The organism is Hymenobacter nivis, from assembly GCF_006439025.1.
GTDB classification, from domain to species: Bacteria; Bacteroidota; Bacteroidia; order Cytophagales; family Hymenobacteraceae; genus Hymenobacter; species Hymenobacter nivis_A.
The window spans coordinates 67,253-87,559 of sequence record NZ_RCYZ01000009.1 but is presented as its reverse complement, the minus strand read 5'-3'; the positions used below and the strand labels follow the sequence as shown (position 1 = coordinate 87,559).

Below are 20,307 nucleotides of genomic sequence, written 5' to 3'. Positions count from 1 at the left end.
ACGCAGCAGCTGGCCAGGCCAAGTGCCAAATTCGACGCTTTATACCCGGCCCCTCAAAAGGTAACCTCCCCTGTAGAAAAAAAATTATTTCTTGCGGAACACAATGCCAATCGGCACACCCTTGAAGTCGAAGTGCTCGCGCATCCGGTTCTCGAGGTAGCGCGCGTAGCTGTCTTGCACGTACTGCGGCAGGTTGCAGAAGAAGGCAAACACCGGGTTGTGCGTGGGCAGCTGCGTCACGTACTTGATGCGCACCAGCTTGCCCTTGAGGGCGGGCGGCGGGTAGCGCTCAATCTCCTTCAGCATCACGTCGTTGAGCTGCGAAGTAGGAATCTTGCGGCGCTTGTTTTCAAACACCTGCACGGCCGTTTCGATGGCCTTGTGCACGCGCTGCTTCGTGAGCACCGAGATGAACACGATGGGCGGGTAGGCAATGGGGGCCAGCTTGGAGTAGATTTTCTCCTCGAACTCCTTGGTCGTGTTGGTCTCTTTGTTCTCCACCAAGTCCCACTTGTTCACCAGAATCACGACGCCCTTGCGGTTCTTATCGGCCAGGCCGATGATGTTCACGTCCTGCGACTCGATGCCGCGGGTGGCGTCGATGAGCACCACGCACACGTCGCACTCTTCCAAGGCCCTGAGGCTGCGCATGTTGGCGTAGAACTCGATGTCCTCGCTCACTTTGGCCTTGCGCCGCAAGCCGGCCGTGTCCACGAGGATGAAGTCGTGGCCGAACACGTTGTAGCGGGTCGAAATGGCGTCGCGCGTGGTGCCGGCAATGTCGGTCACAATGCTACGGTCGGTGCCCAGCAGCAGGTTCACGAAGCTGGACTTGCCCACGTTGGGGCGGCCCACCACGGCAATTTTCGGCACGCCCGAATCGGGCTCTTCCTCGCCGGCCTCGGGGAAGTGGCTCACTACTTCGTCGAGCAGCTCGCCCGTGCCGTGGCCGTTGGCGCTGCTGATGGCGAAGATTTCGCCGTCGCCCATGCCCAGGGCGTAAAATTCGCCGCTGGCGTGGGCCCGGGCGTTGGTGTCGGCCTTGTTGGCCACCAGCAAAATCGGCTTCTTCTTTAAGTAGGGCCGCAGCACCTGCGCAAACTCCTCGTCGAGGCCGTGCACGCCAGCGTCGGCGTCCACCATAAACAGCACTACGTCGGCCTCGTCGATGGCCAGCTTCACTTGCTTGCGAATTTCGCCTTCAAAAATATCGTCCGAGCCGTGCACGTAGCCGCCGGTGTCAATCACGGTGAAGTTCTTGCCGATCCAGTCGCCGTGGCCGTAGTGGCGGTCGCGCGTCACGCCGCTCTCGTTGTCCATAATGGCCTTGCGCTGGCCCACGAGGCGGTTGAAAAGGGTGGATTTGCCCACGTTGGGCCGCCCCACAATGGCGATGGTATTACTCATAAAAATGGGGGCCCCAGCCGCCGGCCCGACCAGTTTCGGCAGTACCCGGGGTTATTTAATTAAAGGATGGTCGGAAGATGGTTTGCTGGGCGCCCCAGCGCAAGCGCGTTAGGGCCCCAGGAGTTGCTATTGGTACCCGAACCGGCTCAGGGCCTTGGGGTCGGTGCGCCAGTTCTCGTTCACTTTCACGTGCATTTCGAGGAACACTTTCTTATTAAAGAACTTCTCCATGTCCTCGCGGGCCCAGGTGCCCACTTTCTTCAGGGCCTCGCCGCCTTTGCCGATGACGATGCCCTTCTGGCTGGCGCGCTCCACGAAGATGACGCCGCGGATGTGGATGATGTTCTCATCTTCCTTGAACTCCTCGATGGTGACCTCGCAGCTGTAGGGAATCTCCTTTTTGTAGAGCTTGAAGATCTTTTCGCGCACCATTTCGGCGGCAAAAAAGCGCTCCGGCTTATCGGTCAGTTCGTCTTTGGGGTAGTATTCGGGGTGGACGGGCAGCTTCTCGAGCACCGACTCCAGCACCCGCTCGGTGCCGAAGGCGTTCAGGGCCGAGATGGGCAGCACTTCGGTGGCGTTGGGCAGCTGCTCCTGCCAGTAGGCCAGCTTGGCTTCCACGGCGGCCTGGTCGGCCTGGTCTATTTTGTTGACCAACACGATGATGGGCGTGTCCTCCATCTTGCGCAGGCGCTCCACTACGGGCTCTTCGTCGTACTTCTCGTAGATGTCGGTGACGAAGAGCACCACGTCGGCGTCTTCCAGCGACGAGTACACGAACGACATCATGGCGTTGTGCAGCTCGTACTTGGGCTGGATGATGCCGGGCGTGTCGGAGTAGATGAGTTGAAAATCGGCACCGTTGAGGATGCCCATGATGCGGTGGCGCGTGGTCTGGGCCTTGCTCGTGACGATGCTGAGCCGCTCGCCGACCAAGGCGTTCATCAGCGTCGACTTGCCCACGTTGGGCTTGCCGATGATGCTTACAAAGCCGGCCCGGTGGGGCTTAAGTTCAGGATTCACAGCGGGATAGATTTGATAATGAGGGCGCAAAGGTACGGCTTCTTTCAGCTATTAGCAGCCAGCCGGTCGCTATTAGCTTTTTTTGCCGTTAGTTCCGGGCCGAAACGCCGCGTTTTTGGTTAAACGGGAAGTTCCTGCCAAACAGGTCCGGGGCCCCCGGCCGCGGGCTCCACAAAAAGCTAGCGGCTAACAACCAACGGCTACCAGCGTAAAAGAAAATGCCTACCTCCGCCCGCCGCATCGGCGTCCTATTAGTCAACCTCGGCACGCCCGACTCGCCCGAAACCAGCGACGTGCGCCGCTACCTCAACGAGTTCCTCACCGACGGCCGCGTGGTGGACATGCCGGCCGCCATCCGCTACCCGCTGTTTCAGGGGTTGGTGGTGCCGCTCCGGGCCCCTAAGTCGGCCAAGATTTACAAGGAGCTGTGGACGGACCGCGGCTCGCCGCTGCTCTTCCACGGCCTCGATTTGAAGGAGAAGCTGCAGCAGGTGCTGGGCGATGGCTACTTGGTGGCCTTCGGCATGCGCTACCAAAAGCCGAGCATCGCCGGGGCCCTGGAGGAGTTGCGCGCCGCCGCCGTGGAGCGCATCGTGGTGCTGCCGCTGTTTCCGCAGTACGCTTCGGCCAGCACGGGCTCGGTGCAGGAGAAGGTGATGGCCATCGTGAAAGACTGGTGGATTGTGCCCAGCATCAACTTCATCAGCCAGTTTGCCACCGAGCCGGGCTTCATTGCCGCCATCGTGGCGCGCGGCCGGGCCGAGATGGACAAGCGGCCCTACGACCACGTGGTGCTCAGCTACCACGGCATTCCGGAGCGCCACGTAAAAAAGGGCGACCCCACCAACTACTGCCGCTTCGGCAGCTGCTGCGATACCCTCACCGAGCAGAACCAGTACTGCTACCGTGCCCAATGCTTCGCCACCTCGCGCCTGGTAGCGGAGGGCCTGGGCCTGAAGCCCGAGCAGTACACCGTCAGCTTCCAGAGCCGCTTGCAAAGCCGCCTGCGCGATCCTTGGCTGCAACCCTACACCGACGAGGTGCTGAAGGAATTCCCCGCCAAAGGCATCAAAAACGTGCTGGCCTTCAGCCCCGCCTTCGTGGCCGACTGCCTGGAAACGACCATCGAGGTGGGTGAAGAATTCAAGGAGCTGTTCGAGGAAGCCGGCGGCGAGCACTGGCAGCTGGTGCCCTCGCTGAACTCGGAGCCGCAGTGGGTAGAAGCCGTGGCCGACATGCTCCGCCGGAGCTAGCGTTGCGGTTTCGGCTGCTATTAAAAACAGAACAGGGCCCCACAGTTGTTGTGGGGCCCTGTTCTGTTTTTAGGAAACCTGGCTAATTCAAGCGGCGCTGCAACAGGCCGTCCACGACTTCGAAAAGCCGGCGCGGCTCCAGGGTGCGCCAGGGCAAATCGTCGAGTTGCCCCCCGAAGTTCACGTAGTTATCCACATTGTACTGGTGCATTTCGCGCCGCACGTGGTCCTGGAAGTTGACGCCGGCAATCCAGCCGTCCTCCACGTCCTCAAACCACTCGGCGTAGTAGTCGTCCTCGGCGCCGTGGAAGTTGAATACGTTCTCGCCGATGAGGATGAACTTGCGGATGCCCTCGGCCACGAGCGGGTCCACGATGTGGCGCTTGAGGTGCATGATGTCGTTCTCAATGGCGTCGTTCCACTCGCCGATGAACTCGATAACGGCCACGCCATCTTCGTAGTCGGCAAACAGAATTTTCAGGAACAGCGTGTCCGATTCCATGCTATCCCATTGGGGGTGAATGAGGTAGCCGTAAATATTGTTGGTGAACAGCTCCAGGCTATTCTCGGCCCCAAAGAGGGGCGATTGGGGGTCTTCGGCAGCCGAATACTGGTCAATCCAGTTATAGAAAGGCTCGATGGTGTGCATGGCAAAGCGGGGTAGAAAGCAAGGTAGAAACGCGCCAGGGCGCATTCGGTTCGGCCGGGCCAGCTAAAACCGGCCCCCTCGCTGCAACGCTCCGCAGGCATTTGTGCGTTCCGGCCCGGGCTCAGGCCTTGCCCAGGGCCCCCAGCGCGGCCCGCACGCTGCCGTGGCGGGCCAGCAGGGCGGCCGCCTCGGGCTGGCCGATGCCCAGCTCGTCCATCAGCATGCGCTGGCCGCGCTCCACCAGCTTCTCGTTGGAGAGCTGCATGTCCACCATCTTGTTGCCCTTCACCCGGCCCAGGCGGATGAAGGTGGCCGTGGTGAGCATGTTGAGGGCCAGCTTCTGGGCGGTGCCGGCCTTGAGGCGCGTGCTGCCCGTGATGAACTCGGGACCCGTCACGACTTCCACCGGAAACTCGGCCGCGGCCGCCACGCCCGAGCCGGCGTTGCACACGATGCAGCCCGTGGCCAGGCCCGCCGCCCGCGCCGCCGTCAGGCCCCCAATCACGTAGGGCGTGCGGCCCGAGGCGGCCAGCCCCACCAGTACGTCCTTCGCGCTAACGTTGTGGGCCTGCAAATCGACCCAGGCCTGGGTGGCGTTGTCCTCCGCGCCCTCCACGGCCTGGCGAATGGCCCCGTCGCCGCCGGCCATGATGCCCACCACCAGCCCGGCCGGCACGCCAAACGTGGGCGGGCACTCCGAGGCATCTACCACGCCCAGCCGCCCGCTGGTGCCCGCCCCGATGTAGAACAGCCGCCCGCCGGCTTGCAGCCGGGCCACGGTGGCCTCCACCAGGGCCCCTATCTGGGGCAGGGCGCGGGCCACGGCCTGGGGCACGGTCTGGTCGAGGCGGTTCATGCCGGCCAGCAGTTCGGCGGTGGGCAGGGTTTCGAGGTTGGTGAACTCGGAAGGGGCTTCGGTGGTCATCATCGCAAAGAGAATTATGGCGGGTAATCGTTGCTGATTGCCAGCTGCTCGTCAGGTTGGTTGGTTGACTGGTGGCTGACAGTTGGGGATTGGCAACGCGGTTGAGCCGGCTATTTCAGGAGCCCAATGACGGGGAATTTGTCGAATACCAGGGCGTTGTGGGGGGCGTCCCGGTCGAGCTCGGGCGTCAGGTCCTGGCCGGCCCAGTGCTCGTAGTGGTTGCCGCGCTTCCAGAGCCGCGAGCTGCCCACGTCGTAGATGCGGCCCTGGTAGGCCACCCAAATCTCGTCGCGGTCCTGGCCGTTGCGCAGGGCCAGCTGGCCGCGGGTGTATTCGGGAAGCATGGGTGGGGGCAGCGCGGTTGGTTGGGGCCCCAAAACTACGCCACGGGGCCCACCGGCCTGCGCGCCGGGGCCCCCGCTACAAGGCCGCGCACTGCCGGGCAATTTCCAGCTCCTCGTTGGTGGGGATGACCAGAATCCGGACCCGCGCCGCCGGGTGGCTGATGTCGCGCAGGCCCGGGGCGCGGGCCTCGTTCCGGGCAGCGTCCAGCTCCAGGCCGAAAAACTCCAGGTTTTGGCAAGCGCGGGCCCGCACCAAGGCGTCGTTCTCGCCCACCCCGGCCGTGAATACCAGGGCATCGAGCCCGTTGAGTACCGCCGCGTAGGCCCCGATGTACTGGCGGATGCGGTAGGCGTAGATGTCCAAGGCCAGTGCGGCGCGGGCGTCTCCAGCCGCCAAGGCCCGGCCCACGTCGCGCAGGTCGTTGGAGCCGGCGAGGCCCAGCATGCCGCTTTCCTTGTTCAGCAGCGTACTCACCTGCTCCATCGTGTAGCCCAGGGGCCCCAGCAGGTGCAGCAGCACCGAGGGGTCGAGGTCGCCGGAGCGGGTGCCCATTACCAGGCCGGCGAGGGGGCTGAAGCCCATGCTGGTATCGAGGGAGCGGCCGCCGCGCACCGCCGCCATGCTGCACCCGTTGCCGAGGTGGATGGTGATGAGGCGGGCGTCGGGGTTGCCCAGGTGCGCGGCCGCCTGGCCCGCCACGTACTGGTGGCTGGTGCCGTGGAAGCCGTACTTGCGGATGCGCTGCTCGGCATAAAGCGCCGTGGGCAGGGCGTAGCGAAACGCATATTCGGGCAGCGTCTGGTGAAAGGCCGTGTCGAACACCGCCACCTGCCGGGCCCCCGGAAACAGCCGCTCCGCCACCTCAATGCCCTGGTAGTTGGCCGGGTTGTGCAGCGGGGCCAGCCCAAACAGCTCCTTGATCTCGGCCTTCACCGCCGCATCAATCAGCGCAGGCCCGCCAAAAAACTCGCCGCCGTGCACCACCCGGTGGCCCACCACGTCCACCGCCGCGGGGTCGGGCAGCAGGGCCCCCGGGCCGTCGGTGAGCAGGCGCACCACCGCGCGCAGGCCGGCCTCGTGGCTGGGCACCGCCAGGGCGTGGCGCTGCTCGGCCGGCCCCACCTGGTGCGTAATCTCGGCCTGCGCCGAGCCGATGCGCTCCACCAGCCCGCTGCACAGCGGCTGCTCGTCGGGCCAGCGAAAGAGCTGGTACTTAAGGGAGCTGCTGCCGGAATTGACGACGAAAATGTTCATGCGGAAAGGAGGCAGTGAGGTAATGAATAGAGTATTATGATGAACGCATTTAGCCCGTCATGCTCGTCTTAACTTTATTCCAATGAGCCAAACCCCATTCAGCTCTGCTGGCTTTGAATCGCGGTAATTACCACGGTATTAAATACGTCGTCCACGGTGCAGCCGCGGCTGAGGTCGTTCACGGGCTTATTGAGGCCTTGCAGCACCGGGCCGATGGCCAGGGCCCCGGTTTCGCGCTGCACGGCCTTGTAGGTGTTGTTGCCGGTGTTCAGGTCGGGGAAGATGAAGACGCTGGCCTGGCCGGCTACTTCCGAGTCGGGCAGCTTCTGGCGGCCCACCAGTGGGTCCACGGCCGCGTCGTACTGGATGGGGCCCTCCACCTTTAGGTCGGGGCGCTTTTGGCGCACCAGCGCGGTGGCCTGGCGCACCTTCTCCACCTCGGCCCCCGCGCCCGAAGTGCCCGACGAGTACGAGAGCATGGCCACCCGCGGCTCGATGCCAAACGCTAGGCTGCTGTCGGCCGAGGAAATGGCGATTTCGGCCAGTTGCTCGGCCGTGGGGTTGGGGTTCACGGCGCAGTCGCCGAACACGGCCACCCGGTCGGGCAGGCACATGAAAAATACCGACGACACCACCGACACGCCCGGCTTGGTTTTGATGAACTGCAAGGCCGGTCGAATCGTGTGCTGCGTGGTGTGCACCGCCCCCGACACCATGCCGTCGGCGTGGCCCTGGTACACCATCATCGAGCCGAAGTACGACACGTCGCGCAGCAGGTCGCGGGCCATGTCCTGGTTCACGCCCTTGTCCTTGCGCAGCTCGTAAAACGTCTCCACGTACTCGGCGTAATGCGCCGATTCCACCGGGTCGATAATGTTCACGTGGCCCGCGGGCAGGCTGATGCCCAGGCGCTTGGCCGAGGCGGCCACGTCGGCGGGGTTGCCCAGAATGGTCAGGTCCACGATGTCTTGCTGGAGCAGCAGCGCGGCGGCCCGCAGCACCCGGTCGTCGTTGCCCTCGGGCAGCACAATGTGGCGGCGCTGGCGCTTGGCCCATTGCAGCAGCCGGTACTGAAACATGTGCGGCGTGAGGCCCACCGACTGGAAGCCGGCCAGCTTTTCTTCCAGGGCCCCCACGTCCACGCAACGCGCAAAGGTGCTGATGGCCAGCTGAATCTTCTTTGGGTTATCGGGCGTGATGCGCGACTTGATGGCCCCCACGCGGGCGGCCGTGGCAAACGTGCCGGTGTCCACGGCCAAGATGGGTACCACGCCCGGCAGGCCTTCGAGCAGGCGCATCACGGCCGCATCGGGCTCGCCGCGGGCCGTGAGCACGATCCCCGCCACCCGCGGGTAGTTGGCCGACTGGTGGGCTTGCAAAGCGCAGAGGATGATGTCGCCGCGGTCGGCGGGCGTCACAATCAGCACGTTATCGGTGAGGTAGTTGAGGAAGTTGGGTACCTGCATGGCCCCAATGATGTTATTGTCTACCTGGTTGCCGAGGCCCGCCGCGCCAAACAGCAGCCGCCCGCCCACCCCGGCCTGGATTTCGCGCATAGTGGGGTGCAGCAGGTCAGCATCTTCGGGGATGACGGCCAGCAGCACGTCGGCCGGCAGTTGGCTGCGCAGCAGGGCCCCCACGTCTTCGGCCTGGGCGGGCGGCACGCGGTTGGCCACCGCCAGCAGCACCGGCACCTCGCGGGCCTCGAAGTTGTGCAGCAGCGTCAGCACCGCGCTGATGATCTGGGCCGTGCTTTTGCCCTCGCCCGATACCACCAGGATAACCGGCACGCCCAGGTTCTTGGCAATCGACACGTTGGCATCGAACTCGAAGGCCGTGCCGGGCCCCAAAAAGTCGCTGCCCTCCACCACCGTGAAGTCGTAGTCGTCCTCCCAGCGCTTAAACTTGCGGATGATGGCGTCAATCATGGCTCCCTCCGCGCCGGCCTCCATCAGCCGTAGGGCTTCGGGCCGCGTGTAGGCGTAGGTGTCGGCCACGGCCAGCGGCAACTTGAAGTGGCGCACCATCACATCGAGGTGCGAGTCGAGGCGCTCCGCCGGGTCGTTGTCGATGATGGGTTTGAAGTAGCCCACCCGGCGGGCCTGCCCCAGCAACAGGTTCACCAGCCCCAGCACCACGAGGGACTTGCCGCTGTAGGGCTCAGCGGTGGCAATGAAAACGGCTTTCGTCATGGGTAGCTAACGCAGCAGCCGAGGCTGGCGTTGGCCGGGGCGCTGGGGCCCCAGGTTTTAGGGCCCCCGGAGGTGAGATTCCCCCGAGGGGCCCTAAAATTCAGCCTACCCCAGCAGCGCCTGCAACCGAATCCAGCGCTCGGGCAGGTCGCCCTGCGAGGCGTGGAGGTAGTCTTCGTACGAGCACGGCACCACGCGCTTCACGGTGCTGTCGCCGAGGCTTTCCACCTCCATCCACCACTTATCGGCGCGGCGCGACTTGTAAAACACCAGCTTGTCGGGGTTACCGGGCAGCACCACGGTGTAGGTAAGGAAGCGGAACGTGCCGAAGCCCGTTTCGGGCCGGCGGTGGTAAAAGCCCTCCACAAAGTACCAGAGCATGGTGGCCAGCGTGGCGGCGGCCAGGCCGTGGGGGTCGTGCTCGGGCCGGTAGCCGTAGAGGCCCAGCGACGAGAGCTGCTCGCTGTGCCCAGCGTACCAGCACAGCTGCGTGGCGTCGTCGGCGCTGAGGCCGAAGGGGTTGGCCGGGGCGTAGCCGGGCGCGTCGGTCCAGCGCAGGGCGGCCAGGTCAATGCTCAGGAAATCGGCCTGGCGCACCAGCGGCTCGGCCTGCCGCCGGTCGGTGCGGATGGCCCCCACGCTCATCGTATCAAAGTGCATTTTGTCGAGGGCCAGCAGCACCTCGGGCGGGGTGAGGTACTGCTGGTGCCCCAGGTGGGCCAGGCTGAACACGTAGTTGGGCTCGTGCACCAGCAGGCGGCGCAGGTGGCTGGTTTCGGCCGGCGCGTTGGGCCCCGGCTCGGCCATGTCGGGCCGGGCGTCCACAATGGCGAAGCTCACCGGGCGCTCTTGGGTTTCGTAGGCCAGAAACTGGCCGTAGTCGAGGTCGTGCGAGCCACCCAGCAGCACGGGCACCGTGTTGGCTTCGAGCAGGGCGGCCACAATTTCGCGCAGCCGCTGGTAGGTGTCCTCCAGGCTGAGGCCGGGGCGCAGGTTACCCAAATCGACAAGCCGCAGGGCCCCGGTGCCCTTCTGAAGCTGGTAAAATCGTTCGCGCACGCGGTTGGCGGCGTGGTGGCCGGCCGGTGGGGCCCCGGCGGCGGCCCCGCGCCACTCGTCGAGGCCAAGGATGGCCAAATCGGCCCCGCGCCAGTCCGGAAATGCCTCGGTGAAGCGCGTGGCGTAAGCGGCCAGGGCGGTGGGCGGGGTAGGGGTGGCCGTGGGCTCGTCGTCGGCGAGCGGATCAAAAAACAGGGCCAGATTCATGAAAATACCAAATGCAAGGGCCGCAAAATTACATGCTTCCGCGGCGGCCCGTGCAATTTAAAACGGCCCCTCGGCCACCGTTGCGCCCCGCCGGGGGCCCATCGCCAAAAAAGCTCGTTTATTTAACCGCAATTTCTCCCTGCCCCCGCGCTTATCCCACCCGCTCATGGACGTTCGCCGCTCTTTCGATATCCTGCCCTACCAGCTCGCTACGTTCGCCAAAACCGACGCGCTGGCCGCTAAAATCAACGGCCAGTGGGCTCCCCTTGGCACCCAGCAGGTGCAGGACCAGGCCAACCTGGTGAGCCTTGGCCTGCGGGCCCTGGGCCTGCAGCGCGGCGACAAAGTGGCCCTCATCAGCATGAACCGGCCCGAGTGGCTGCTGGCCGATTTCGGCATTGCCCAGCTCGGGGCCGTCAGCGTGCCCATGTACCCCAGCATCACGGTCGAGGATTACAAATACATCTTCACCGACGCCGGCGTGAAGGCCGTGTTCGTGGCCGACGACAAGCTGTTCCACAAAGTGCAGGAGGCCACCGCGGGCCTGTCCATCCCGGCCGAAAACGTGTTCACGTTTGATAAAGTGGACGGGGCCCGGCACTTCAGCGAGCTGCTGGCGCTGGGCCAGCAGGGCAGCCCCGCCGACCTCGAGCCCCTGAAAGCCGCCGTGGAGCCCGACGACCTGCTCACGCTCATCTACACCAGCGGCACCACCGGCAAGCCCAAGGGCGTGATGCTCAGCCACGATAACCTGCTTAGCAACTACCGCAACTCCAAACAGTTCGTGCCCGTGGGTGCCCAGGATAAGGCGCTGAGCTTCCTGCCGTTGTGCCACATTTTCGAGCGCATGGTCACGTACCTCTATCTGATGAGCGGCGTGAGCATTTACTACGCCGAAAGCCTGGAAACCGTGGCCGAAAACCTGCGCGAAGTGAAGCCCGAAATCTTCACCACCGTGCCGCGCCTGCTCGAAAAAGTATTCGACCGCATCCTGGCTAAGGGCCACGAGCAAACCGGCCTCAAGCACAAGCTCTTCTTTTGGGCCCTGGACCTGGGCCTTAAATACGACACCCAAAAGGACCAGGGCTTCGTGTACAACACCGAGCTGGCCATTGCCAATAAGCTGATCTTTAGCAAGTGGCGCGAGGCGCTGGGCGGCAACTTGCGCTGCATCGTGAGCGGCGGCGGGGCCCTGCAGCCGCGGCTGGCGCGGGTGTTCTGGGCGGCCGGCATCCGGGTGATGGAGGGCTACGGCCTGACGGAAACCTCGCCCGTGATTGCCGTGAACGGCTACGAGCGCGAAAACAACATGATTGGTACCGTGGGGCCCCTCATCGACAACATGGAGGTGAAAATTGCCCCCGACGGCGAAATTCTCACCCGCTCGGCCTCCGTGATGAAGGGTTACTACAACCAGCCCGAGCTCACGGCCGAAACCATCGACGCCGAGGGCTGGCTGCACACCGGCGACATCGGTGAGCTGGTGAACGGGCGGTTTCTAAAGATTACCGACCGCAAAAAGGAGATGTTCAAAACCAGCGGCGGCAAGTACATCGCCCCGCAAGTGATTGAGGGCAAGCTCAAAGAAGACCCGCTCATCGAGCAGGCCATGGTGGTGGGGGCCGATAAAAAGTACGCCGCCGCCCTCATCGTCCCCTCTTTCCCCGACCTCAAGGCTTGGTGCAAAAGCCACGGCGTGCCCGACGCGCCCAACGAGGAGCTGGTTAAGAACGAGCAGGTAGTCAAGCTCTACCACGACCTGGTGGCCAGCTGCAACAAGGGTTTCGCGCAGTGGGAGCAGCTGAAAAAAAGCGCCCTGCTGCCCGCGCTCTGGACCGTGGAAACCGGCGAAATGACGCCCACCATGAAGGTCAAGCGCAAGGTCATCGCCGAGAACAACAAGGACCTGATCGAGGGGCTGTTCTAGCCGGGGCCCCCGGTGCAGCGCTGGTCCGGTTTTTTCAGAAAGTAGTATGCAAGCCGAACAAATTTCTTCGTAAGTTTACCGCAACTAACCTGCGCCATGAAACCCGAAGAAACCGTCGATTACAACATCAAAGTGGCCTGGCACGCCATTTCGCGGATGTACAACACCCAGGCGGCCCAGAACGACATCACGACCAGCATCGGCTTCGTGCTGCTCAACATCGACCAGGAGCACGGCATTCCGGCCACCAAAATTGCGCCGCTGCTGGGCCTGGAAACCCGTAGCCTCACGCGCATTTTGCGCAGCATGCAGGACAAGGGCCTGATTTACAAGCAGGCCGATACGCAGGATAAGCGCTCGGTGCGTATTTTCCTGACGCCGCTGGGCGTGGAGAAAAAAGAGATTTCGCGCCAGACGGTGCGGCACTTCAACGCCAAAATCCGGGAGAAAATCCCGCAGTCGCAGCTCGACGTGTTCCTGAAAGTAACCGCCCAAATCACGGGCATCATCGAAGGCAAAACCATGTTCGACGGCTTCGAACTGAAACCGTTGCGCCACGAAAACCCGGCCTAGGGCCCCTGGCCCGCCGCCCGCAGTTGCCACCCACCCATTCAAGTGAACTGAATGAAACGAATCATCAAAAAAGTAGCCGTTTTGGGCTCCGGCGTCATGGGCTCGCGCATTGCCTGCCACTTCGCCAACATCGGCGTGCAGGTGCTGCTGCTCGACATTGCGCCCAAGGAATTGCTGCCCGCCGAGCAGGCCAAGGGCCTGGAATTAGGGGCCCCCGCCGTGCGCAACCGCATCGTGAACGCCGCGTTGCAGGCCGCAATCGTTGCCAACCCGTCGCCGCTCTACCGCAAGAGCGAGGCCAGCCGCATCAAAACCGGCAACTTCGACGACAACCTGAAGGAAATTGCGCAGTGCGACTGGGTGATTGAGGTGGTGGTGGAGCGGCTCGACATCAAAAAGAGCCTCTACGAGCGCGTGGAGCAGTTCCGCAAAAAGGGCACGCTCATCACGAGTAACACCAGTGGTATTCCTATTCACCTGCTGGCCGAGGGCCGCTCGGAGGACTTTAAGCAGCACTTCTGCGGCACGCACTTCTTCAACCCGCCGCGGTACTTGAAGCTGCTGGAAATTATCCCGACGCCCGATACTAAGCCGGAAGTGGTTGATTTCCTGCTGCACTACGGCGACCTGTACTTGGGTAAAACCACCGTGCTGGCCAAGGACACGCCCGGCTTCATCGCCAACCGCGTGGGCGTATTTGCCCTGCTCGACGCTATGCAAACCATGCAGAAGCTGGGCCTGAGCGTGGAGGAAACCGACAAGCTGACGGGCCCCGTAATTGGCCACGCCAAGTCGGCCACGCTGCGCACTTCCGACGTGGTGGGCCTCGATACGACCATCAACGTGGCCAATGGCCTGGCCCAAGGCCTGCCCGACGACGAGGCCAAGGACGTGTTTGTGCTGCCCGATTTCGTCAAGAAGATGGGCGAGAACAAGTGGCTAGGCGACAAAACCGGCCAGGGCTTCTACAAGAAAGTGAAGGGCGAAGGCGGCAAGTCGGAAATCCACGCCCTCGACCTCAATACCTTGGAATACAAGCCCAGCCAAAAGGTAAAATTTGCCACGCTGGAGCTGACCAAGACCATCGACAAGGTAGCCGACCGCTTCAAAGTGCTGGTAAGCGGCAAGGACAAGGCCGGCGAGTTTTACCGCCTCAGCTTCGGCAGCCTATTTGCCTACGTGAGCAACCGCGTACCCGAAATTGCCGACGAACTCTACAAGATTGACGATGCCCTGCGCGCCGGCTTCGGCTGGGAGTTGGGGCCCTACGAGACCTGGGACGCGCTGGGCGTGCAGGCTGGCATCGACCTGGCCCAGGCCGCCGGCCGCACCGTGGCGCCGTGGGTGGAGGAGATGTTGGCCGCCGGCCACACCACCTTCTATAAGGTGAGCGCCGCCGGCGTGCGCGAGTTCTACGACATTGCTTCGAAGGGTTACCAGCCGGTGCCGGGCGTGGAGAATTTCATCATCCTCGACAACCTGCGGGCCAGCGGCAAGGTGCTGTGGAAAAACAGCGGCGCCTCCGTCATCGACCTCGGCGACGGTATTCTGAACGTGGAGTTCCACTCGAAGATGAACGCCATGGGCCAGGACGTGATCCAGGGCCTGCTCAAGGGCATCGAGATGGCCGAAGGCGGCTACCGGGGCCTAGTGGTGGGCAACGACGCGCCCGCCTTCTCCGCCGGGGCCAACCTGGGCCTGGTGTACATGCAGGCTGTGGAGCAGGAATTTGACGAGCTAAACCTGATGATCAGCCAGTTCCAGCAGGCCATGATGCGGCTGCGCTACAGCAGCATCCCGGTGGTGGGGGCCCCCCACGGCCTGGCCCTGGGCGGCGGCTGCGAGCTGAACCTGCACTGCGACCGGGTGGTAGCTGCGGCCGAAACCTACATGGGCCTGGTCGAATTTGGCGTGGGCCTCATTCCCGGCGGCGGCGGCACCAAGGAAATGACGCTGCGCACCGCCGCCAAATATGAGGAAGGTGAGCCCGAATATAACCTGCTGCGCAACACGTACATGACCATTAGCACGGCCAAGGTTTCGACCTCAGCGGCGGAGGCGTTTGACCTGGGCTTTTTGCGCCGGGGCGATGAAATCGTGGTCAACGGCAGTCGCGTAATTGCCCAGGCCAAGGCCGCCGCCCTGGAGCTAGCCGACGCCGGTTATACCCAGCCCACCCAGAAAACCAATGTGAAGGTGCACGGCAAGGGAGCCCTGGCCATGTTCCGCACCGGCGTGTACGCCATGCAGCAGGGCAACTACATCTCGAAGCACGACGAGCTGATTGCCAACAAACTGGCCTACGTGATGTGCGGCGGTGACCTGTCGGCACCCACCGAAGTGAGCGAGCAGTACCTGCTGGACTTGGAGCGCGACGCTTTCCTCAGCCTCTGCGGCGAGCGCAAGACGCTGGAGCGGATTCAGAGCATCCTTACCACCGGCAAGCCGCTGCGTAACTAATTCAACCAGAACCAATACTATGGCTAATACTGCATATATCGTAGCTGGCTTCCGCACGGCCGTGGGCAAGGCGCCCCGCGGCGTGTTCCGCTTCACCCGCCCCGACGACCTGGCCGCCGAGGTAATCAAGCACCTCGTGGCCTCCGTGCCGGCACTCGACCCCAGCCGCGTCGATGACGTGATTGTGGGCAACGCCGTGCCCGAGGCCGAGCAGGGCCTGCAAATGGGCCGCCTCATCTCGCTGCTGGCCCTGCCCATCAACGTGCCGGGCCTTATCGTAAACCGCTACTGCGGCTCGGGCGTGGAAACCATCGCCATGGCGGTGGGTAAAATCACGGCCGGCATGGCCGAGTGCATCATCGCCGGGGGTACCGAAAGCATGAGTATGGTGCCCACCGTGGGCTGGAAAACCGTGCCCAACTACAAGCTTGCCAACGAGCACCCCGACTACTACATGGGCATGGGCCTAACGGCCGAAGCAGTAGCCCAAGACTACAAAATTTCGCGCCAGGACCAGGACGAGTTTTCCTACCACTCGCACCAGAAGGCCATCAAGGCCATCAAGGAAGGCAAGTTTGCCAAGAGCATCGTGCCCATCACGGTGGAGGAAACCTACCTCGACCAGGCCACCGGCAAGAAGAAAAACCGCTCCTACGTGGTGGACACCGACGAGGGCCCCCGCGCCGATACGTCCCTGGAGGCCTTGGCCAAGCTGCGCCCCGTGTTCGCCGCCAACGGCAGCGTCACGGCCGGCAACTCCTCCCAAACCTCCGATGGCGCGGCCTTCGTGCTGGTGATGAGCGAGCGGATGGTGAAGGAGCTGAACCTAGAGCCCATTGCCCGCATGGTCACCTACGCCACCGAGGGCGTCGACCCGCGCATCATGGGCATGGGGCCTATCAAGGCTGTGCCGAAAGCCCTCAAGCAAGCCGGCATGAAGCTGGAGGACATCGACCTGTTCGAGCTAAACGAGGCCTTCGCTTCGCAGAGCTTGGCCGTGGTGCGTGAGTTGGGTATCAATACCGAAAAGCTGAACGTGAACGGCGGGGCCATTGCCCTGGGCCACCCACTGGGCTGCTCGGGCGCTAAGCTCTCCATCCAACTCTTCGACGAGTTGCGCGACCGGGGCCAGAAGTATGGCATCGTGACCGCCTGCGTAGGTGGTGGGCAGGGCGTCGCCGGCATCTATGAGCTGCTGAAGTAGGGCCCCGCAGCAAAAGGAAGCCCCGAACCATTCGGGGTTTTCTTTTGGTTAAATAGTCGGCACGCCTAACAAATTTTGTTTATCTTGCAGTACCAAACCCTAGGGCCCCTACTTGCTGCATATAGTAGGCGTGCCTAACACTTTCCTTCTCTATCTACTCCAACTCCTCACTTAAAACCGTCATGGAAGTATCCCAAAAAGCTGTCGTGAAGGGCGGCGAATTTATCATCAAGCCGACCGATGCGCAGGACGTTTTCACGCCGGCCGATTTCAGTGAGGAGCAGCGCCTGATGTACGAGACCTGCCTGGACTTTGTGGCCCAGGAAGTAACGCCGCTGCTGGAGCGCCTCGACAACCACGAGGAGGGCCTCATGCGCGGCCTGATGGCGAAAGCCGGCCAGCAAGGCCTGTTCGGCGTGAGCATTCCCGAGCAGTTTGGGGGCCTGGACATGGACTTCCCCACGGCGCTGCGCGTGACGGAAGGCGTGGGCGGCGGCCACTCGTTTGCGGTGGCCTTTGCGGCCCACACGGGCATCGCCATGCTGCCCATCCTGTACTTCGGCAACGACGTGCAGAAGGAGAAATACCTGCCCGGCCTCACCGACGGCACCCTGATGGGGGCCTACTGCCTCACCGAGCCCGGCTCGGGCTCTGATGCGCTGGGAGCCAAAACCAAGGCCGTGATGAATGCCGAAGGCACTCACTACGTGCTGAACGGCCAAAAAATGTGGATCACCAACGGCGGCTTTGCCGACGTATTCATCGTGTTTGCCAAAATTGACGGGGAGCAGTTCACTGGCTTCATCGTGGACAAAGACACGCCCGGCCTGAGCCTCGGCAACGAGGAGCACAAGATGGGCATCAAAGGCAGCAGCACGCGGCAGGTGTTTTTCAGCGACGCGCTGGTGCCTAAGGAGAACGTGCTGGGGGAGATTGGCAAAGGCCACCTCATCGCCTTCAACGTGCTCAATATCGGCCGCATCAAGCTGGCCGCGGCCTGCCTGGGTGGGGCCAAAAGCGCGGCTGTTCACAGTGTGAAATACGCCAACGAACGGGTGCAGTTCAAGCTGCCCATCAGCAAGTTCGGCGCCATTCGCTACAAGCTGGCCCAGCAAGCCATCCGCATGTACGCCGTGGAATCGGCCATTTACCGCGCCGGCGACGACATCTACCGCATGGAGCAGCGGCTGCTGGCCGAAGGCAAGGGCAGCAACGAGGCCCTGCTGGGCGCCGCCCGCGAGTTTGCCGTGGAGTGCGCCATCCTGAAAGTGGAAGGCTCGGAAGTGCTCGATTACGTGGTAGATGAAGGCGTGCAGATTTACGGCGGCTACGGCTTTTCGGCCGACTACCCGATGGACCGCGCCTACCGCGACTCGCGCATCAACCGCATCTTCGAGGGCACGAACGAAATCAACCGTATGCTGGCGGTGGACATGATTTTGAAGAAGGGCCTAAAGGGCGAAATCGACCTGATGGGCCCTGCCCAGGCCGTGCAGCAGGAGTTGCTGGCCATTCCGAGCATGGGCGAAAGTGACGACTCGCCGTTCGCCGCCGAGAAAAAAGCCATCGACGGCCTCAAGAAAGCCATTCTGATGGTGGCCGGCACAGCTGTGCAGAAGTACATGAACTCGCTCGCCAAGGAGCAGGAAGTGTTGACCAATATTGCCGACATGGCCATCAAAACCTACGTGGCCGAGAGCACCCTGCTGCGCGTGGAGAAGGAAATTGCCACCAAAGGCGAGGACGCCCTGAGCCGCGAACTGGACATGGCCCGCGTGTACCTCTCCGATACCATCGACATCGTGGAGAAAGCTGGCAAGGAAGCCATTGCCAGCATGACCGAGGGCGACGAGCAGCGCCTGCTGAGCATGGGCCTCAAGCGCTTCACCAAGCCCGACCTATTCAACGTGAAGGACGCCCGCCGCCGCGTGGCCGCCGGCCTCATCGAGGCCAACGACTACATCTACTAGGTGCCGAGCCTCGGATTTGTCAGATAAAGCTGATTCGTCGAATTTTGGGGACGATTCTCTGCTGATGCAAATTTTGACGTGAAAAGGGCCGCTCCTGAGTTTCAGGAGCGGCCCTTTTCACGTTTAGCGGGTTGCACTATTTTAGCTCTACCCGGTTGAGCTGCAGGGCGGCGGAGCGCTTGCTGGGGCGGCTGATGCCGATGATGGTTTTGGGCCCCAGCCAGGCCGTGAAGTCCTTCACGTAGGCCAGCTGCTGGTCGTCGGCCACGTTTAGCTTGAGGCGCTGCGGGGCCGAGGCCACGCCGTTTAATGCCGGCAGGTGGCGCAAGTATAGGTCCGATTTGCCGGCCAGGGTCTCCAACGTCACCAGTTGGATTTCTTCGTTGAACACCGCCGCCCGGAAGCCGATGCCAGTGTAGCTGTCGATGGCCGGAGCCGTCTGGTCCTTGGCAATCAGCTTGTGCCAGCTGGGCCGGGAAAAGCTGTTGTAGCCAAAGGCGTGGATTTCGCGGGCGTGCACGGGCAGTTCGGGCCCCCCTTCCTCGTAGTGGCGCTCGGCCAGCACCACCAGGTTTTTTTCGGGCGTCAGCAGCAAGTCGGCCAAGTAAATATCTTCCAGCCGCTTGGGCGCTGGGGCCCCGGTGGCCTGCCCCACGGCAGTCAGGTAGGCTGCGTCAAAGGGTACCTCGTCGCTCAGCTTGATGTCGTTCTTGGCGAAATCAAACCGCACCACCTTCAGCCCCGTCAGCTCACCCGAATCGTAGTCGGATACCAGGGCGGCGGCGTAGAGCTGGCCGTCGGGCAGCAGCTTAAACCGGGCATCGCGGATGCGGATGGTGCGGCCCCCGAACACGCCGCCCACCGGCACGCCCAGCACCGGCACCGGCGTGGGCTGGGTGGGCGCGTCGGGCGTGGCCGGGTAGCGGCGCACGGTCAGCTTGCTCATGCCGTCGCTGAGCATCGTCACGAGCTGGGCCCCATCGTTGGCCACCAGCACGTTGGGCGAGAAGAAATCGCGCGTGGTCCGGAAGTCGTACGTCCGGCTCAGCACCTTGCGCAGCTGCTGGTCAAACAGCGTCGCGTCGAGGGCCCTGATCTGTTCCTCCCGGGTTTGGTAGGCAAAGGCCAGCAGGCGCGTGCCATCGGGCGAGATGGCCACGCCCGGGCGGCGGTCGCGGGCGGGGGCTGCCACCAGCACCACTGGGGGCCCCGGCTGGCCGGTGCGCAGGCCCACCGGGTGCACGGTCAGGTTCTGGCTGCTTTCGTCTTTGTGGTGCAGCACCACCCAGGCCTGCTCGGGGCCCAGCGCGAAGGCCTCTACCGTTTCGCCCGGGGCCACGGGCAGGGCGGCTTCCCACTGCTTTTTCAGGGCTTGGTCGTAGCGCTCCACGGCGTAGCCGCCGTTGGCCTGGTGGGCCAAAATGATGAAGCCGCTGCCATCGGCCAGCGGCAGCGTTTTGACGGGTACGCGGCTGTCGTAGCGGTCAGCGCCCTGCTCAGGCTGGTAGCTGAACGGCACGGATTTGACCTTTTGGGCCCACGTGGGGGCCGCGAGCGTGAGCAGCCCTGCTGCGGCCAAGAGGGTGCCAATTTTATGGTATCGCATTTAGTGAAAATTAGATTAATACTGGAACGGTCGGCCGCGCTCGAGACCCCGTACGCCAAATGTAGCGCTTGCTTGCGGCCCGGGTAGCGCAACGGTGCGGCGTTAGTATGCGCTGGATTGGTAACAAAAAGGTAGCATAAACACAACTACCGCAAATAAACATCCGTATAATGGCACCGTTTAAAGCATAATCGCAATGTTCAAGCATTCCCACCAAATGGCGTAACTTGCCAACGCAACGGTTGCCTATTGG

Annotated in this window: 15 protein-coding genes; 6 read left to right on the top strand and 9 right to left on the bottom strand. The window is 63.1% G+C overall.

Features of this window, described 5'->3' with window-relative positions; genetic code table 11:
- Positions 1–84: 84 nt before the first annotated feature.
- The gene (gene der, locus EAH73_RS19195; RefSeq protein WP_140469047.1) at positions 85–1,407 is read right to left on the bottom strand and encodes a ribosome biogenesis GTPase Der; all 1,323 of its coding nucleotides are present in this window, start codon (positions 1,405–1,407) and stop codon (positions 85–87) included.
- A gap of 126 nt (positions 1,408–1,533) precedes the next feature.
- Positions 1,534–2,430 carry a GTPase Era gene (era, locus tag EAH73_RS19190; RefSeq protein ID WP_140469046.1) on the bottom strand — a complete coding sequence of 299 codons (897 nt, stop codon included), beginning with the start codon at positions 2,428–2,430 and terminating at the stop codon, positions 1,534–1,536.
- A 218-nt stretch (positions 2,431–2,648) separates the two neighbouring features.
- Here era and hemH point away from each other — a divergent pair, with 218 nt between their 5' ends.
- A complete protein-coding gene (hemH, locus tag EAH73_RS19185; RefSeq protein WP_140469045.1) occupies positions 2,649–3,683 on the top strand; it encodes a ferrochelatase in 1,035 nt (344 codons plus the stop codon).
- An 82-nt stretch (positions 3,684–3,765) separates the two neighbouring features.
- On the opposite strand, the gene EAH73_RS19180 is transcribed toward hemH, so the two are convergent.
- From EAH73_RS19180 to EAH73_RS19155, 6 genes are all read right to left on the bottom strand, one after another.
- A complete protein-coding gene (locus EAH73_RS19180) occupies positions 3,766–4,332 on the bottom strand; it encodes a hypothetical protein (RefSeq protein WP_140469044.1) in 567 nt (188 codons plus the stop codon).
- Between the two features lie 121 nt (positions 4,333–4,453).
- The gene (gene murQ / locus EAH73_RS19175; RefSeq protein WP_140469176.1) at positions 4,454–5,257 is read right to left on the bottom strand and encodes an N-acetylmuramic acid 6-phosphate etherase; all 804 of its coding nucleotides are present in this window, start codon (positions 5,255–5,257) and stop codon (positions 4,454–4,456) included.
- Positions 5,258–5,367: 110 nt separating this feature from the next.
- On the bottom strand, positions 5,368–5,601 hold the full coding sequence (locus EAH73_RS19170) for a cytochrome b5 domain-containing protein (RefSeq protein ID WP_140469043.1): 234 nt from the start codon (positions 5,599–5,601) through the stop codon (positions 5,368–5,370).
- A gap of 76 nt (positions 5,602–5,677) precedes the next feature.
- Complete coding sequence (locus EAH73_RS19165) at positions 5,678–6,856, bottom strand: acetate/propionate family kinase (protein WP_140469042.1); 1,179 nt, start codon at positions 6,854–6,856, stop codon at positions 5,678–5,680.
- A 98-nt stretch (positions 6,857–6,954) separates the two neighbouring features.
- A complete protein-coding gene (gene pta / locus EAH73_RS19160; protein WP_140469041.1) occupies positions 6,955–9,048 on the bottom strand; it encodes a phosphate acetyltransferase in 2,094 nt (697 codons plus the stop codon).
- Between the two features lie 105 nt (positions 9,049–9,153).
- Positions 9,154–10,314 carry a formimidoylglutamase gene (locus EAH73_RS19155; protein WP_140469040.1) on the bottom strand — a complete coding sequence of 387 codons (1,161 nt, stop codon included), beginning with the start codon at positions 10,312–10,314 and terminating at the stop codon, positions 9,154–9,156.
- A 166-nt stretch (positions 10,315–10,480) separates the two neighbouring features.
- Here EAH73_RS19155 and EAH73_RS19150 point away from each other — a divergent pair, with 166 nt between their 5' ends.
- The 5 genes from EAH73_RS19150 to EAH73_RS19130 all read left to right on the top strand — a co-directional run bounded on the left by EAH73_RS19150 (position 10,481) and on the right by EAH73_RS19130 (position 18,448).
- Positions 10,481–12,241 carry an AMP-dependent synthetase/ligase gene (locus EAH73_RS19150; RefSeq protein ID WP_140469039.1) on the top strand — a complete coding sequence of 587 codons (1,761 nt, stop codon included), beginning with the start codon at positions 10,481–10,483 and terminating at the stop codon, positions 12,239–12,241.
- Positions 12,242–12,337: 96 nt separating this feature from the next.
- Positions 12,338–12,814: a MarR family winged helix-turn-helix transcriptional regulator gene (locus EAH73_RS19145; RefSeq protein ID WP_140469038.1), complete on the top strand. Its 477-nt coding sequence runs from the start codon at positions 12,338–12,340 to the stop codon at positions 12,812–12,814.
- 51 nt (positions 12,815–12,865) lie between these two features.
- Positions 12,866–15,274 (top strand): 3-hydroxyacyl-CoA dehydrogenase/enoyl-CoA hydratase family protein, encoded by a 2,409-nt coding sequence (locus tag EAH73_RS19140; RefSeq protein WP_140469037.1) that lies wholly within the window; start codon positions 12,866–12,868, stop codon positions 15,272–15,274.
- 19 nt (positions 15,275–15,293) lie between these two features.
- Positions 15,294–16,478 carry an acetyl-CoA C-acyltransferase gene (locus EAH73_RS19135; RefSeq protein WP_140469036.1) on the top strand — a complete coding sequence of 395 codons (1,185 nt, stop codon included), beginning with the start codon at positions 15,294–15,296 and terminating at the stop codon, positions 16,476–16,478.
- Positions 16,479–16,660: 182 nt separating this feature from the next.
- Entirely contained in the window at positions 16,661–18,448 is a 1,788-nt protein-coding gene (locus tag EAH73_RS19130) for an acyl-CoA dehydrogenase family protein (RefSeq protein WP_140469035.1), read from the top strand.
- Between the two features lie 136 nt (positions 18,449–18,584).
- Here the strand turns inward: EAH73_RS19130 and EAH73_RS19125 are convergent, their stop codons facing one another.
- Positions 18,585–20,054 carry a hypothetical protein gene (locus EAH73_RS19125; protein ID WP_140469034.1) on the bottom strand — a complete coding sequence of 490 codons (1,470 nt, stop codon included), beginning with the start codon at positions 20,052–20,054 and terminating at the stop codon, positions 18,585–18,587.
- Positions 20,055–20,307: the final 253 nt, after the last annotated feature.